Origin of the sequence: Bacillus cereus group sp. MYBKT14-1, from assembly GCF_051915185.1 — a bacterium.
Lineage (GTDB): Bacteria > Bacillota > Bacilli > Bacillales > Bacillaceae_G > Bacillus_A > Bacillus_A cereus.
Window position 1 is genome coordinate 95,614 of record NZ_JBQAEF010000002.1, and the last position, 14,479, is coordinate 110,092.

Consider the following 14,479-nt stretch of genomic DNA (forward strand, 5'->3'; position numbering starts at 1 on the left):
TGGTGGAATATAATGCAAAAATTGATGCTATACCTCTGCTTCACATTATTTATCGTCTTATTATTATTTGTAGGAGTAAAAATTCAATTTTATTTAGATACAGATGCACAAGTGAACTTTAACGTTTATCCAAGATTATTCTACTTTACACTCTTCCCTCTTATAGTTGGCATTTTATTACGATTCCTTCAATCTATTAATCGCGAAACGCGTAAACAAAACTGGAGCTTTCAACCGGATAAATTTATTGCTATTACAGTGCCTACACTATTCATTTCCTTTTCCCCAGCACTACTCTTTTCACCACTTGCCGAATACCTACCTTATTTAGTTAATATTATTCTAATAAATACAACTTTTGTTACGATTATTAGTTTAATAGCTGGTTATTCCCTTTTAGATTGTTTTATACAAAAGGATCATGCAACGATGAAAAAATATAATTGAATACTTTATTTAATCGTGCAAGTCAAGGATTGTACTGCCTTGGCTTGTTTTTAGAATACTTATATTCCTGTATAATACAGTTATCGAATGAAATTCGGAGGAATGATACAATGTTTTTTCAATTTTTTCTACTAGCAGTCATTATGTCTTTTATTAGTGGTCGACTAATTGGTACAAAACTAAATCTTGTCAAACAAGCAAGTGCAGCCACTTTAGGTGTTTCACTTACATCAGCTCTGTATTGGTTTTTATATTTACGCTATCAAGATGAATCTGTTGTCGGTGTTGATAGATATTTTTGGCTAGGAAGCTCATTAATTGTATCGATGCTATGTTACCTAGTTTTTGAATTATTTGATCCTATTAGGCGTGGCGAAATGGATGACGTAGTAACGGAAAGCCGAAATCCTATTTCAAAATTCTTCGCTAAAATTGGTAGACAAAAAAGATATATGCGTGTCTCTTCTATTGCAATAAAACACGGAATGGGTAAATATTTAGCTTTAAAGCGCTCGCCAGAAGCAGATCGTAAGCTCGCCACTTCCCTTCGAAATACACTAGAAGAATGCGGCGGTGTATTCATTAAATTCGGACAAGTTTTATCAACTCGCTCTGATTTATTACCACCTGCTTTTATTCACGAGTTATCAAACCTTCAGGAAAATGTAACGCGTTTATCACAAAAACAAGTTGAAGAAATATTGAAAAAGGAACTACATATACCAAAAGATGAAATTTTCAGCTCCTTTGAAATGGAACCGTTAGCTGCCGCCTCTATTGGCCAAGTACATAAAGCGAAGTTGAAAGAAAACGACCAGGATGTCGTCGTTAAACTACTACGTCCTAATATTTCTGAGACAATTAAACGTGACTTAGATATTTTAATTCACTTTTCTTTATGGATTTCCAACAAATCAACTTGGGCTAAAAATATCGGATTTCTTGATTTAGCACATGGCTTCTCTATCGCAATGAAAGAAGAAATTGATTTCAAAATTGAGGCTCGTAACTTCGAACAAGTGTCTGATTCACTAAAAAATAGCGAAACGAAAGTAAAAATACCGAAAGTATATCAAGAATACAGCAATTCAAAAATACTTGTGCTTGAATTTTTAGATGGAGTAAGCGTTAAAAGTGGGTCAGCATTATTAAATGAATTACAAATTGATACGAAAAAAGTACAACGGCAACTCTTTGATTGTATTTTAGAGCAAATTTTCTTTAAAGGTATTTTCCATGCAGACCCTCATCCAGGTAATGTGTATATTCTTCGTGATGGCACTCCTGCATTACTTGATTTCGGTTCTGTTGGACGATTAGGAACACTACAACAAGATGCATTCAAGCGACTACTTATCGGCTTTGAGCGCAAAAATTCATATGTCTTGCTTGATGGATTGCTTCAATTAGTTGAAAAGAAACCAAATGTTGATAAAGAAGGATTAGAACAATCTATCAGTCAATTATTAATCCAAAGTACGTATGGTTCTACAAATGGTTCTGAAGAATTCATTCAGGGGCTATTTCAAATAATCGCTGAGTTTGAATTAGCATTTTATCCAATGGTTGCAGGGGCTTTCCGCTCTCTAATTACGCTAGAAGGAACGATGTTGCAACTAAATCCTGAATTCAATTTAATGGACGAAGCGAAGCGCTTTGCGAAAGATCATGCAGCTAGCTTCATGCCGGTTAACAATTATTCTAGTTTAAAAGAAGCTGCAACAAACGAATTACTCGCTATGTTACCTGCCATGCGACGCATTCCTAGAAAACTAGATGATTTAAGTTCAAAACTAGAAAACGGAGAATTATCCATAAAGGTCGGCTTTTTCTCTGACGAAACAAATGCATCGTTCATTACTACTTTTATCTCACAATTCCTCATTGCATTTATTGGAACTGCATTTGGTGGGATTTCGGTAGGCGTATTGCATTTAGCAAACAATGCGGAAGAGCCAAATGATCAATTTTTAAGTGTCGTTGGTTACGGTGGTTTATTTATAAGTGCGATATTACTTGTAAGAGTAGCTATTCATGCGGTAAGGAAATTTAAGTAATAATAAAATGAGTATGAAATCACGTAGATTTTATACTCGTTTTTTATTGTGAAAATATTCAATATGCACTAGGAAATTTATGTTAAACTAAAGAAAATCGTGCACTATGTCAAAATACATTTCAATCAAGGGAGAATTATTATGTATAGATTTTTTGGATTCTCGTGTCTAATGTTTCTCGCAAGCATATTTTCTTTCTTTATTCTAAGAGGGCCTAATGCAAATTTAACTTTAATTATTTCGATACTAGATATTCTCTCATTACTCGGCATTATTTTTGCGATAGCATCAAAAAATTGGTTATTCGGAATAGTTGGTACTGCATTAAATGGTGTAATACTAGTATTGGTATATTTCTTATTGCTAGCAAAAGGAATAGGTGGTTAATATATTTCCATTTCAATAAGAAAAGCTCAGAGCTTAGGCTATGAGCTTTTCTACTTATCTCACCTTTTCATCTACATACTCCATAAACTGCTCCGCTTTAATAAATCTTTCTTTGTACGCCTCAGGCACTTCTTCTACCGTTATCCCTCCACTCGATTTCGTTTTTACTAATACGGTTTGATGTGACATTAATGCCTCCATATATTGTTCATACTCTTCAGGAGTTAGTACTTCTTTACTAGATTTATGGCCATTTAATTTATCAAAATACGGATGAAGCTCCATTACTACCTTTTTCAATTCCTCTTTTTTAGCTGGTGATAATTGATCATAATCTATATTACCGTTCGAATCTCCGTACACAAGCTTTGCATTAGTTAATTTTTTCAGTTCTTTTGTAAACTCTTCATATTCCTTCGAACCCATTTCATCTTTCGCTTCTGATAATTTTGCATTAAAACGCATGTACGCCTCTAATGTCATCGTACCGGCATGTTTTTTTAAATTCTCGAAAGATCCGTATATACCATCCGCCATAATAGATTGATACGCAAAACCAGTCGTCGGAATTAAAAAAGCCGCTGCAAGCACTCCGGCAATCAGGCGTTTCTTCACCTTACTTCCCCCGCGATTCATTTTGATTTGAACAATTACTTTTTCTTTTAACTCCGGCGGGGCAACAATTCCCTTCGCTTCTTCTCGTATAGATTCTCTAACTCTACAATCTAAACTCATTTCACATTCCCTACCTCTCCTAAAAAAATTTCTTCTACTTGCTCTTTTTGACGTAGTTTCTTTAATGCCGCATGAATTCTAGATTTCACAGTACCAATTGGAATATGTAATATTTGTGCTACTTCTTCTTGTGAATAATCGTGTAAGTATCTTAAGATAATAACTTGTTTCAATTTATACGGTAATTTATGAATAAGTTCAATTAGTTTTTTGTTTGATATTTTACTTACAACATCGTTAGAAAAATCAATTTGCACTGGCTTTCTTTGCTCTTCTGCTTTTTTTATAATTCTTAGTCGCATCCACCTCTTTCTTCTATAAGAATGAATTTGTTTAATCGCAAGCCCAATTAACCAAGGGCGAAATGGCTTCCCGCTATCATATTTACGAAGCGATTCATATAGCTGTATGTATACTTCCTGAACGACATCATCTACATCCGTTTTATCTTCAATTAAAAAATGTGCTGTTTTATATACTTCTTGAATCGTTACATCATACAATTCGCTATACGCTTCTTTATTGCCTGATAAAGTTAATTGAATTAAATGTGCGTAATCTATTTCACCCTTCATATTCCAGCCCTCCTTTGTCTTACACTATATATTGGCAGGTAATTCATATTTCGTTCGATTTTTCCGAAAAAGTTTTTTATATAAATTAATATAATGATCCACTGAGTTCATAAGCTTCACTTATAACCACACATAACTATTATATAATTTTCCAATTTCTGATAAAGATTTAAAATAATTTATATAGTCAAATTTAGGAGGACATATAATGAAAGCTATCGTTGTAACGTCGTTCGGTGGTCCTGAAGTGATGAAATATACAGATTTTGATATACCGGCTATTTCAGAAGATCAAGTTTTAATTCGCGTAGTTGCTACTAGTGTAAATTTCGCTGATATTAAATCACGTTATGGTAAAAAAGGAAATAAAGCACTACCTTTTATTCCAGGTATAGATGCCACTGGTATTGTAGAACGTGTCGGTTCTCATGTGAAAAATATTCACCCTGGACAACGTGTCATTGCTTTTCCTCAAAATGGATCTTACGCAGAATACGTTGTTGCAAATGAAAATCTTACTTTCGTATTACCCCATGAAGTTGACTTTCAAACTGCAGCCGCTTGTCCAATCGTATCTTTTACAAGCTATAATTTACTCGCAAATGTTGCAAGGCTTCAACAAGGTGAATCTGTACTCATTCATGCAGCTGCTGGCGGAATTGGCACTACTGCTATTCAACTTGCTAAACTATTAGAGGCTGGAACAGTTATAGGCACTGTCGGAAGTGAAGCAAAAAAAGAAATTGCTTTAGATGCTGGAGCTGATTATGTAATTTGTCATCAAACTGAAGATTTTGTAGAGAAAGTCAATGAACTGACAAACGGAGAAGGAGTGAATATTATTTTGGACTCTATTTCTGGAACTGTTTCTGAAAGAAGTTTAAACTGCCTTGCTTTTTACGGTCGCCTCGTTCATTTCGGTAATGCTAGCGGTGAAATTGGTAACTTTCAAACGAAAGATTTACATGCAAGTTGCCGCTCTATACTCGGTTTTAGCTTTGGAACCACACGAAAAAAGCGTCCTGAACTGCTCCAAGAAACTGCAAATGAAGTTTTCCGTTATTTGCGTGACGGACGTTTACAAATTAAGGCTACGAAATCTTTTCCACTTCAAGATGCAGGGAAAGCACATGAATGGGTCGAAAGTAGAAAAAGTACAGGAAAAGTAATACTAACTGTTCAGTCCTCTTCCTGAAATGAATACTGGAAACAGAGGTGGCATTCATGGGATCACGAATTATGCATGTTATTATCGCTAACGGTATTGCTGAGAAACTATCTATTCACGATAAGACTTCTTTCTTACTTGGAGCTGTAGCCCCTGATGCTGTTCATTCAAAAAAAGAAAAAGGAACCTCACATTTTTATGCCGGTACAACGAAGAACTATACGAGAAGAATAGATTATGATTCATTTTTTCATAAATATGAATCACATATAGATTCCCCATTTATTTTAGGCTATTATACCCATCTCATTGCCGATGATAATTGGCTAAGTGGATTTTTTCTACCTTGGCTAAAAAATAGAATAGAGAATGACGAAACTATCGCACCCCTGTACTATAACGATTTTAAATTGTTAAATGCAAAGTTGCTTCATCATTACGATCAAGAACAACAGCTTTTCTCTCTTCTCAATCAAGAGGCCCACATTGTGGATATTGAAGAGGTTTCTAAAGAAAACGTTTTAGCTTTTCGAAAGTATCTTTTTGGAGATATGTTGTATCCAAAGCAACATTTGCATGAAGACTTACAGGTATTTACGTTTGACCAAATCGTTGGCTATATTGAGACAGCGATTGAAAAAGGAGTATTTTTTATTAAACAACTCTCTAATGAAAAATCCACTTCAAAAATTTAATCCCCCTCAAATATATTTGAGGGGGATTTTCACATAGCAATATTATTATTGGTTCTTCTCCATAACCGCAAAATAATTCCCTTCGCTATCAGCAAAGTTAAACACTTTACCAGAAGGCATAGTTACCATTTCTCCAACAGTAACATTTTTGTTTGTTAAATCTGTATATAATTGATCAAGATTTTCTGAGAAGAACATTAAGGACGGTGTACCAAGATTCAATTCTGGGCTCATTTTAGAAATAACTTCTTTATTATGTAATATAATGCTCGTTTCTGCACCGCTTTTCGGAGCGATTTCAATCCATCTCATTCCTTGCTTATTATCTTCCTCTGCAACTACATGAAACCCTACCTTTTCCGTCCAAAAATTTACTGCCTCATCTTGATTATTTACATATAACATAATTTGTCCTACTTTATGGATCATTACATTTCCCCCTAATGGTTTTTATATTCTATGTAGCTTTCTACAAATACTATCGTTATTCCTTTTGAGTTGGTATGTACTTCTTTGCAAAATTTATCGACTGACTCATCCCATCCAGTTCATCAAAATAATCATTTCTTTCAATCATGTTATATCCGTCGAATCCAATTTTATCTAATACTTTGAAGAATATATCGAAATCTACTTCACCATTCCCTGCTGCGACTTCAATATACTTACTTGAACGATCACTTTTCACTTCTTTACAATCTTTAATATGAGTTTGTACTATATAATCTTTTAGTAGTAACAAACCTTCTCCCGGATTTTCATTTACATCACTTATTAAATTTGCTGGGTCAAAGTTAACAGCTAGTCCTTTCGAGTTTGCAGTTTCTAAAAATCGTTTTAATACTATTGCTTTTTCAGATCCCGTCTCAATGGCGAAGAATCCTCCAAATCTGAACGCTAAGTCCCCTATTTCATTACAAACACGTAGCATTTTATCATAGTAGGCACTTTTTTCATCATCTGGAACTTTTCCAATATGAGCTGTTATGATCTTTGCCCCAAGCCCCAAACCTCTGTCAGTAATATATTTAAACTGATCTATTGCACTCTCAGCTTCTATTCCCATAATTCCATTTTCTCCAAAACTAATTGCTAATGATGGAATCTTTATTCCATTAAAAGATAAGCTTTTCTTTAAAGCATTCCATTCTACCATTGAGATATTAGCTAAGTTAAAGTTTTTATTCATAGCATATAATTGAATATATTCTAAATCCCATTCCCTTGCTTTTTGTATTCCTTCGTTTACTTCAATATGTTTCGTATTTAAAAACATTCCTAATTTCCTATCCATATGTGTACCTTCTTTTTATTATTTCGTGTCAGTTTAATATTCGACTTTTTTCATATTATTTCCTCGTATAAACCAAATAAATAAACTACCCTTTTTTCGATACTCCCAGTAGAAGCATATATATGATAGGCACATTAAAAACACTAATACAATTCCCATTATCGCTTGTTTACAAACAAAAAAGACGTAACTACAAATAGTTACGCCTTCCCTATCATTTATCTAGGCTTTTTCTTCCCAGTAAATGCTGGTTTCTTTTTCTTTGGTGCTTTCGGTTTCGTTTCTACAAATGATCCCTTGAACATTTCTTGCTTCGTAAATACGATGCCTAGTTTTTTCGCAAATTGTAGTAATTTACGCTCTTCTTGTGGTGTTACAAGAGACACGACAGTTCCTTCTTTACCCATACGTCCAGTACGTCCTGAGCGGTGAATATATTGGTCTACTGTGTCTGGTAACTCTAAATGAATTACGTGTGTTAAATCGTCAATATCGATACCGCGTGCTGCAATATCAGTAGCAAGTAGAATTTCTACTTTCCCTCCGCGGAAAGCACGCATTGTCGCTTCACGCTCTTGTTTACTTGCTTCTGCATGAAGAGCTGCTGCTTTCATTTTACGGAATTTCAATTTCTCAGTAATTTCATCTAAACGGAATGGGTCGTTTAAAAACGCAACTGCTTTTACATCGCCCATATGCATAATTCTTCTTACGTAATCATTTTTTTCGCGTCGCTCACAAATGATATACGTATGCTCAACTAAGCTTTTTGATTCTGCACGTGTTACACGTACTAATTGTGGTTCCACTGCTAAATCACGTGCCGCATCTTCTGCCGCTTTTGTCATTGTCGCCGAGAAGAATACTAATTGACGATCGCGCATCGTTGATTTAATTACATCTTGCACTGCGCCCATCATTTTTTGCTTTACAATTTGATCAAACTCATCAAATACAATTGTTTTTACTTCATGCATTTTTAGCTTTTTCATACGAATTAATTCTAAAATACGGCCTGGTGAACCGACAATTACTCTTGGGTGTTTCTTTAATTTTTCAACTTGGCGCTTAATATCTGCACCACCAATTAAAGATGCACCTGAAATTTCAGTTCCTGCTGTAAACTTTTGAACCTCTTCATGAATTTGCATTACAAGTTCACGTGTTGGCGCTAAAACAACAACTTGTGGCTGTTTTACTTCAGGATTAATTTTATGTAAAAGGGGTAATAAGTACGCTAATGTTTTTCCTGTTCCAGTTGGAGATTCAGCTATAACGTCTTGTCCTTCTAAAATAGTTGGAATCGCTTGTTTTTGAATTTCAGTTAACTCTTTAAAACCAGCCTTCTCCCAAGCTTGTTGTAAAAATGGTTGCATATCTTTTATCATTTGTTTTTCTCCTTTATCTCTATTTTTGAAGAAAATGCTGTATTGTTCGCACCGTTTCTATCATGTGTGAAATAACAGCTATTAAATCATCAACATGGTCTTCTGTAATCGCTTTTTGAAATAGAACCTCTACCTTATTATGATATGAAATCGCTTGCTTATTATATTCGTATGAAACTTTCTGCATAATCATTCTTTCTTTTCCCCATATAGAACGCATTAATGTTTCAATTTCTTCACATTTTACTTCTGGTTGTTCTAACGGGAATGAAAATGCTAGCTTCATCTCACAACCTGGTGTAAACTGAGGCACTTCTAGTATTTCACCAGACAAGTTCTTTGCATCCACAGATAATGAAAATGTTGCTTCTACTAATGGTTCAAACGGTTCTGTTAATTGAAATGAGATATGATATATACGACTTAATGAAGCAAGATCCATCATATCTTTTCGATCTGTTACAAGAATATCTCCATGTAGATCAAAATCATACACAGCACCTTCTACGATTACTTTTAAATTGTCAAAAGCAGTTGGATCAAACATAATTTCCTCCAAAAAACAGGCGCCTTTCGATGGAAAGGCGCCACTTGATGTATATATAGTTTACAGATAAACGAGATGAATTACAACCTTTTAGAATAAACCTACTGCTTTTCCATCTTCATTTACATCCATTTGAAGTGCTGCTGGCTGTTTTGGAAGACCTGGCATTGTTAACATTGTACCTGTTAACGCAACGATAAAGCCTGCACCGATCGATGGTTTTAGCTCACGAATTGTAACGATAAAGTCAGATGGACGACCTAATTTTGTTGCATCGTCAGAAAGAGAGTATTGTGTTTTCGCCATACAAACTGGTAGATTACTCCAACCTTCTCCTTCATATTGAGCTAATTGCTTACGTGCTTTCGGAGCAAATTCAATATCTTTTGCGCCATATACTTTTTGAGCAATTGTACGAATTTTTTCTTCTAATGGTAATTCTAATTCATAAAGTGGTGCGTAGTTGTTTTCACCTTTTTCGATTTCTTTTAGTACTTTTTCAGCAAGGTCAACTCCGCCTTGGCCACCTTTCTCCCAAACTTCTGTTAAGGATACTGCATAGCCACGCTCATTACACCACTCTTGTAAGTATGTAACTTCTGCATCTGTATCTGTAATGAATTTATTAATTGCAATTACGAAAGGCACACCGAAGCTTTGAATTGTTTCAACATGCTTCTGTAAGTTTTCCATACCTTTTGCTAATGCATCTACATTTTCTTCTTTTAATTGATCTTTTGCAACGCCGCCATGCATTTTAAGCGCACGAATCGTCGCAACAATAACAACTGCTTCTGGTTTAATGCCAGCTGCACGAGCTTTAATATCTAAAAACTTCTCAGCGCCTAAATCAGCACCGAATCCAGCTTCTGTAATAACATAATCACCTAATTTTGCTGCCATTGTCGTAGCGATAACACTGTTACAACCGTGAGCAATATTCGCAAATGGTCCGCCATGAATAATAGCTGGTGTATTTTCTAACGTTTGTACTAAGTTCGGTTTTAATGCGTCTTTTAATAATAGTGTCAAAGCACCTTCTACACCTAAGTCTTTAACCGTTACAGGTTGATTTGCAAAGTTATAAGCAACTACGATGCGAGATAGACGCGCTTTTAAGTCTTGAATATCTGTTGCAAGGCAGAACACGGCCATAATTTCAGATGCTACTGTAATGTCAAAACCGTCTTCACGTGGTACACCTTGTACAGGTCCACCAAGACCAATTACTACGTTACGAAGGGCACGATCATTTAAGTCAACACAGCGTTTCCAAACGATTTTACGTGTATCAATTCCAAGTGTGTTTCCTTGTTGGATATGATTATCAATAAACGCTGCTAATGCGTTATTGGCAGTTGTGATCGCATGGATATCTCCAGTAAAGTGAAGGTTAATGTCTTCCATTGGTACGACTTGTGAAAAACCGCCACCTGCTGCTCCGCCTTTTAATCCCATCGTTGGTCCAAGAGATGGTTCGCGAAGTGCAATTACTGTTTTCTTACCAATTTTGTTAAAAGCTTGACCTAAACCAACTGTTACTGTTGATTTACCTTCTCCAGCTGGAGTTGGGTTAATCGCTGTTACTAAAACAACTTTACCGTCTTCCTCATCTTGTAAGCGCTTAAAAATATCAAGAGATAACTTACCTTTATAATGCCCGTATGGCTCTAATTCATCTTCTAAAATATTTAAATCAGCTGCAATTTCTTGAATCTTCTTCATACTCGCTTCTTGTGCGATTTCAATATCGGATTTCACTGTTGTAGTAGTTGTCATATACCCTAGTCCCCCTTTAATTGGTTCTGATGATATTGTATCAGTTTTTTGTATTTTCTGCACTTATTTACCTCCTAAAAATTCTTTCATTTCTTTATACGTTTTTTAACATAAATACCCATAAGAATGTTAACGATTGTTGTAACTCTGTAGGTAGTTGACCTAACATCTTCTCATTTACTCCGCGCTTATATACGCCGATGCCATCTACAACTTTAAAACCTTGTTCTTTCGCTAACTGTTCAAATTCCCAAGGCATCATCGTATTACAAACAACGTCTTTTCCATACAAGCGAGGATAACTGTTCTCTCGTGGCTTTGCTGTCGGTCCTAAAATTGCAATACATGCATATCCATCTTTCTTTAACACACGCTTTATTTCATTTAACGCTCGTAATGGCTCTTCCGTCCATTCTAAAGAATTAATTGCCATAATTGATTCAAATTGCTCATTTTCAAATGGTAATGCAGAAAGATCTCCTTTTATAAAAGATAAATTCGGTCCTTCTCCGCGCTCCTTACCTTTTTGAATCATCACTTCCGATAAATCTACTCCCACTGCTTTATAGCCTGCGCGACTTAATTTATATGTACCGTACCCATCACCACAACCAACATCGAGCACTTGTGCTTCTTTCTTCACGTATTGTTCAAAAAACGGAATAATTGTACTTCTGCTACCACTGTCCCACATCTCTTGACTATTTTGATTCCAAAACTCTGCGCTACTATCCCATTTCTTTTCTGCTGATTCATGCCAATTAAATTTCGTCATACATTCCCCTACCTTCACGCTTTATCACTCATTTCATTCTACATCATTTTCCAAAATTCCTGTTTTATCTTCATAAGGAGATATACATGCTAATGAAGGAATCTTTATTCTCCAATTTTTGCTTTACTTGGGTTTAACTCATACTCATGTTCTTCTCTTTATGAAAGATACTATAGGTACACCCAATTGAAAGAGAGGGATGTACATGCGAAGAAAGAGAAATCATCATTTTAAAAGTGGTGAAAAAAACGAAGAGTATGCAGCTGAAATATCACCAGCTGGCATTCCAATTAGACATAAGCGTAAAGAAATTGCAAATGAGATAGAAGGTACAAATACCGGTGCAATGGTAGGCTATGTCGCTTTATTTCTTTCGTTATTCTCCATTGCTTTTTATCCAGTTACGCTCGGCTCCCTAGCAATTTTAGTTGGCCTATTAGCTGTCAATTTCGGAGCAAGAACACTTGGATATACAGCCATTGGTTTTGGTAGTTTTTCTGTTTTATTCACTTTATTTTATCCGCTTGCTTTGTCAGCGTTTTAAAAAAACACACCAAGTCATACTTGGTGTGTTCATTCATGATACAACATAATATGGCCGCATCCACAACAATGTTTCGCTGTAATTTCTTGAAACACTGGATAATTTTCTTCATCTCGATGCTCAATAAATACTTTTTCAAATCGATACATGTTTGGTGCATATGCCCAATCTTGTTTCGTACGTGCATATAACGTTGAGGAAAAAAACTCCTCACCGCCGCAAACGATACATGTGTTCTTCATCGCTATCCCTCCTATGCTTGTCTTACTTCATCTATATGAACATAAGCATAAAAAAAAGACCTTCTATTACTAGAAAGTCTTCTCTGAAACAAAAAGAAATGTACCAAACATTCCTACTCCGCTATATTCTTTTGAAACACCAGCTTCTGTTTTAAATGTTTGCTTTACAGTCATAAAGAATACACCATTTCGTGCATCTGTACTTTCAAATTGTAGTTTTTCTTTTTTACCATCTACATTTTGCGTGCATTCAAAACTACTCTCATTACAATTCAACGCATACTTATCCTGTACATACACTTTAAAATCCGATTCTTTCGGACAAGTTATAAGTAATATTGCCACGAGAATAATACTTATAATACCCACAATTGTATAATATTTCTTCATTTGTACTCCTTTCAAATGACAAGAAAACTTGACTTCATACGCCAAGTTTTCTTAGTCAACAACCCATTGCCACTCTTGTTCTTTCTTATCAAAAATGAGCCAACCTGTTTCTGTTGCTTCCTCTTTCAATTCATCGATATTATCTAACACCTCATCCGTACTTTCATACGAACCAACTACATATACCGGAATTTCAAGACCTCTTCTTGACTCAATCTTCCCTGCTAGATCTATGTAAAGACCATCTTCCATGAGTGGAATCAGTCCCATAATCAATTCTTTTGAAATCGCTGGGAAAATTTTTGATTTTTGGAAGAAAGAAAAACGTTTCTTACCGAAAGCACCGAGTTTATACGGAATGACTTTACTTAACATTCCTACAAAATCAGCAATTCTACGATAATACACTTTGTTGTACCATCCGTCATCATGTGAAAAATAAACAAATCTATTTTTCAACAGCGGAAAGAATGTTCTTGCAAGTGGTTCTTTTTTGTGAGCCAAATATAATAATTCTGCAATTTCTTTCGGCTCTAATTCATCTAAATCGCTTGCATCATCAAAATCTACCCAACAAAATTCATCAAATTCATCAATCTCTGCTTGAATTAACTTATGTATATTTTCTTCCTCAACATATTCAAATAAAGTATGATAATGAAAATCCGTCCATTCAAAGTTGTGCTTCAAAAGCAACACTTGATGAAGCGGTGAAGGGATGTTACTCGCAAACTCTTTAAACGTAATTCCTGATGTAATAAAACAATGACCTCGACGATTACCATTAATATATATCATATTCTTTACTTGGTCAGATCCTCCAGACAAAGCACCTAGCCACCTTCGTTTTATATGTTTCAATTCTATAGCATATTTTAACATGAAAAATTTTAGAAACATAGAAAAAACTTCAAAAACTATTTACAATTTCATGTGTTTTATTACATAGTGATTACAAGAAAAAACGCCTGCTCATAAGCAGGCGTTTTTAAAGGATTTCATCAGGGTTTTGAGGATGATGATTTCCCTCTTTCTTTTCTTCTTTTTGGAACATCGATTGAATTTTATCAATTGTTTGTGGAGCTAATTCAATCATTTTTTCTGCTAAATGTGTCGCATTTTGTAGATGCAGAATATTTACTCCATCTTTATTCACCACAAGAAATGCTACTGGTGTAATCGAAACACCACCCGCGCTACCGCCACCAAATGCAGGGTTACCGTTCGCTCTTTGTCCATCATTCGTTTGGAAATCAGAACCTCCTGCTCCAAAACCGAACGCTACTTTAGAAACAGTTAACACCACACCACCGTCAGCCGTTTGAACAGGCTCTCCAACAATCGTATTTACATCGACCATTTCTTTTAAATTTTCCATTGCTGCTTTCATTAACCCTTGAATTGGATGATCCACCGTTCATAACCTCCTTTGTCATATCTTTCCTAGTTTTTCCGA

The 14,479-nt window shown here is 35.2% G+C and carries 18 protein-coding genes; 6 read left to right on the plus strand and 12 right to left on the minus strand.

Annotated features, from left to right (window positions below):
• Window positions 1–12 precede the first annotated feature (12 nt).
• The 3 genes from ACTFO4_RS07015 to ACTFO4_RS07025 all read left to right on the plus strand — a co-directional run bounded on the left by ACTFO4_RS07015 (window position 13) and on the right by ACTFO4_RS07025 (window position 2,891).
• Window positions 13–447, plus strand: coding sequence for a hypothetical protein (locus ACTFO4_RS07015; RefSeq protein ID WP_332283423.1), 435 nt, complete (start codon window positions 13–15; stop codon window positions 445–447).
• A gap of 110 nt (window positions 448–557) precedes the next feature.
• Entirely contained in the window at window positions 558–2,504 is a 1,947-nt protein-coding gene (locus tag ACTFO4_RS07020) for an ABC1 kinase family protein (RefSeq protein WP_000466007.1), read from the plus strand.
• Between the two features lie 141 nt (window positions 2,505–2,645).
• Window positions 2,646–2,891, plus strand: coding sequence for a hypothetical protein (locus tag ACTFO4_RS07025; RefSeq protein ID WP_000285540.1), 246 nt, complete (start codon window positions 2,646–2,648; stop codon window positions 2,889–2,891).
• Window positions 2,892–2,945: 54 nt separating this feature from the next.
• On the opposite strand, the gene ACTFO4_RS07030 is transcribed toward ACTFO4_RS07025, so the two are convergent.
• Together ACTFO4_RS07030 and ACTFO4_RS07035 are read right to left on the minus strand one after the other, a co-directional pair.
• A complete protein-coding gene (locus ACTFO4_RS07030) occupies window positions 2,946–3,626 on the minus strand; it encodes a DUF3600 domain-containing protein (RefSeq protein WP_088352120.1) in 681 nt (226 codons plus the stop codon).
• Window positions 3,623–4,201 carry a sigma-70 family RNA polymerase sigma factor gene (locus ACTFO4_RS07035; protein ID WP_000675557.1) on the minus strand — a complete coding sequence of 193 codons (579 nt, stop codon included), beginning with the start codon at window positions 4,199–4,201 and terminating at the stop codon, window positions 3,623–3,625. The genes ACTFO4_RS07030 and ACTFO4_RS07035 overlap by 4 nt, the downstream gene beginning before the upstream one ends.
• Window positions 4,202–4,409: 208 nt before the next feature.
• Between ACTFO4_RS07035 and ACTFO4_RS07040 the strand changes: the two genes are divergently transcribed.
• Window positions 4,410–5,396 carry a quinone oxidoreductase family protein gene (locus ACTFO4_RS07040; protein ID WP_242259480.1) on the plus strand — a complete coding sequence of 329 codons (987 nt, stop codon included), beginning with the start codon at window positions 4,410–4,412 and terminating at the stop codon, window positions 5,394–5,396.
• A gap of 29 nt (window positions 5,397–5,425) precedes the next feature.
• Window positions 5,426–6,064, plus strand: coding sequence for a zinc dependent phospholipase C family protein (locus ACTFO4_RS07045; RefSeq protein WP_119683238.1), 639 nt, complete (start codon window positions 5,426–5,428; stop codon window positions 6,062–6,064).
• A gap of 45 nt (window positions 6,065–6,109) precedes the next feature.
• Here the strand turns inward: ACTFO4_RS07045 and ACTFO4_RS07050 are convergent, their stop codons facing one another.
• The 6 genes from ACTFO4_RS07050 to ACTFO4_RS07075 form a co-directional block, all read right to left on the minus strand.
• The gene (locus ACTFO4_RS07050; protein WP_000581467.1) at window positions 6,110–6,493 is read right to left on the minus strand and encodes a VOC family protein; all 384 of its coding nucleotides are present in this window, start codon (window positions 6,491–6,493) and stop codon (window positions 6,110–6,112) included.
• A gap of 55 nt (window positions 6,494–6,548) precedes the next feature.
• Window positions 6,549–7,358, minus strand: coding sequence for a sugar phosphate isomerase/epimerase family protein (locus tag ACTFO4_RS07055; protein ID WP_119683237.1), 810 nt, complete (start codon window positions 7,356–7,358; stop codon window positions 6,549–6,551).
• A 218-nt stretch (window positions 7,359–7,576) separates the two neighbouring features.
• Window positions 7,577–8,746, minus strand: a complete 1,170-nt coding sequence (locus ACTFO4_RS07060) for a DEAD/DEAH box helicase (RefSeq protein ID WP_000588614.1) — start codon at window positions 8,744–8,746, stop codon at window positions 7,577–7,579.
• A gap of 19 nt (window positions 8,747–8,765) precedes the next feature.
• The gene (locus ACTFO4_RS07065) at window positions 8,766–9,293 is read right to left on the minus strand and encodes a hypothetical protein (protein ID WP_000460219.1); all 528 of its coding nucleotides are present in this window, start codon (window positions 9,291–9,293) and stop codon (window positions 8,766–8,768) included.
• A gap of 90 nt (window positions 9,294–9,383) precedes the next feature.
• The gene (locus ACTFO4_RS07070; RefSeq protein ID WP_013141915.1) at window positions 9,384–11,072 is read right to left on the minus strand and encodes a formate--tetrahydrofolate ligase; all 1,689 of its coding nucleotides are present in this window, start codon (window positions 11,070–11,072) and stop codon (window positions 9,384–9,386) included.
• A 94-nt stretch (window positions 11,073–11,166) separates the two neighbouring features.
• The gene (locus ACTFO4_RS07075; RefSeq protein WP_000160044.1) at window positions 11,167–11,847 is read right to left on the minus strand and encodes a class I SAM-dependent methyltransferase; all 681 of its coding nucleotides are present in this window, start codon (window positions 11,845–11,847) and stop codon (window positions 11,167–11,169) included.
• Between the two features lie 205 nt (window positions 11,848–12,052).
• Here ACTFO4_RS07075 and ACTFO4_RS07080 point away from each other — a divergent pair, with 205 nt between their 5' ends.
• The gene (locus tag ACTFO4_RS07080) at window positions 12,053–12,391 is read left to right on the plus strand and encodes a hypothetical protein (protein WP_001253200.1); all 339 of its coding nucleotides are present in this window, start codon (window positions 12,053–12,055) and stop codon (window positions 12,389–12,391) included.
• 29 nt (window positions 12,392–12,420) lie between these two features.
• Here ACTFO4_RS07080 and ACTFO4_RS07085 read toward each other — a convergent pair whose 3' ends face one another.
• The 4 genes from ACTFO4_RS07085 to ytfJ all read right to left on the minus strand — a co-directional run bounded on the left by ACTFO4_RS07085 (window position 12,421) and on the right by ytfJ (window position 14,437).
• Entirely contained in the window at window positions 12,421–12,633 is a 213-nt protein-coding gene (locus ACTFO4_RS07085; protein WP_000798747.1) for a hypothetical protein, read from the minus strand.
• Between the two features lie 69 nt (window positions 12,634–12,702).
• Window positions 12,703–13,023: a hypothetical protein gene (locus ACTFO4_RS07090; protein WP_000761174.1), complete on the minus strand. Its 321-nt coding sequence runs from the start codon at window positions 13,021–13,023 to the stop codon at window positions 12,703–12,705.
• A gap of 51 nt (window positions 13,024–13,074) precedes the next feature.
• On the minus strand, window positions 13,075–13,851 hold the full coding sequence (locus ACTFO4_RS07095) for an oxalate:formate antiporter (protein ID WP_000014087.1): 777 nt from the start codon (window positions 13,849–13,851) through the stop codon (window positions 13,075–13,077).
• A 160-nt stretch (window positions 13,852–14,011) separates the two neighbouring features.
• Window positions 14,012–14,437 (minus strand): GerW family sporulation protein, encoded by a 426-nt coding sequence (gene ytfJ, locus ACTFO4_RS07100; RefSeq protein WP_000349991.1) that lies wholly within the window; start codon window positions 14,435–14,437, stop codon window positions 14,012–14,014.
• Window positions 14,438–14,479: the final 42 nt, after the last annotated feature.

What these genes read in the sequence shown, in the direction of transcription:
- ACTFO4_RS07015 (WP_332283423.1), top strand. Translation starts at nt 13, where the DNA reads ATGCAAAAATTGATGCTATACCTCTGCTTCACATTATTTATCGTCTTA.
- ACTFO4_RS07020 (WP_000466007.1), top strand. Translation starts at nt 558, where the DNA reads ATGTTTTTTCAATTTTTTCTACTAGCAGTCATTATGTCTTTTATTAGT.
- ACTFO4_RS07025 (WP_000285540.1), top strand. Translation starts at nt 2,646, where the DNA reads ATGTATAGATTTTTTGGATTCTCGTGTCTAATGTTTCTCGCAAGCATA.
- ACTFO4_RS07030 (WP_088352120.1), bottom strand. Translation starts at nt 3,626, where the DNA reads ATGAGTTTAGATTGTAGAGTTAGAGAATCTATACGAGAAGAAGCGAAG.
- ACTFO4_RS07035 (WP_000675557.1), bottom strand. Translation starts at nt 4,201, where the DNA reads ATGAAGGGTGAAATAGATTACGCACATTTAATTCAATTAACTTTATCA.
- ACTFO4_RS07040 (WP_242259480.1), top strand. Translation starts at nt 4,410, where the DNA reads ATGAAAGCTATCGTTGTAACGTCGTTCGGTGGTCCTGAAGTGATGAAA.
- ACTFO4_RS07045 (WP_119683238.1), top strand. Translation starts at nt 5,426, where the DNA reads ATGGGATCACGAATTATGCATGTTATTATCGCTAACGGTATTGCTGAG.
- ACTFO4_RS07050 (WP_000581467.1), bottom strand. Translation starts at nt 6,493, where the DNA reads ATGATCCATAAAGTAGGACAAATTATGTTATATGTAAATAATCAAGAT.
- ACTFO4_RS07055 (WP_119683237.1), bottom strand. Translation starts at nt 7,358, where the DNA reads ATGGATAGGAAATTAGGAATGTTTTTAAATACGAAACATATTGAAGTA.
- ACTFO4_RS07060 (WP_000588614.1), bottom strand. Translation starts at nt 8,746, where the DNA reads ATGATAAAAGATATGCAACCATTTTTACAACAAGCTTGGGAGAAGGCT.
- ACTFO4_RS07065 (WP_000460219.1), bottom strand. Translation starts at nt 9,293, where the DNA reads ATGTTTGATCCAACTGCTTTTGACAATTTAAAAGTAATCGTAGAAGGT.
- ACTFO4_RS07070 (WP_013141915.1), bottom strand. Translation starts at nt 11,072, where the DNA reads ATGACAACTACTACAACAGTGAAATCCGATATTGAAATCGCACAAGAA.
- ACTFO4_RS07075 (WP_000160044.1), bottom strand. Translation starts at nt 11,847, where the DNA reads ATGACGAAATTTAATTGGCATGAATCAGCAGAAAAGAAATGGGATAGT.
- ACTFO4_RS07080 (WP_001253200.1), top strand. Translation starts at nt 12,053, where the DNA reads ATGCGAAGAAAGAGAAATCATCATTTTAAAAGTGGTGAAAAAAACGAA.
- ACTFO4_RS07085 (WP_000798747.1), bottom strand. Translation starts at nt 12,633, where the DNA reads ATGAAGAACACATGTATCGTTTGCGGCGGTGAGGAGTTTTTTTCCTCA.
- ACTFO4_RS07090 (WP_000761174.1), bottom strand. Translation starts at nt 13,023, where the DNA reads ATGAAGAAATATTATACAATTGTGGGTATTATAAGTATTATTCTCGTG.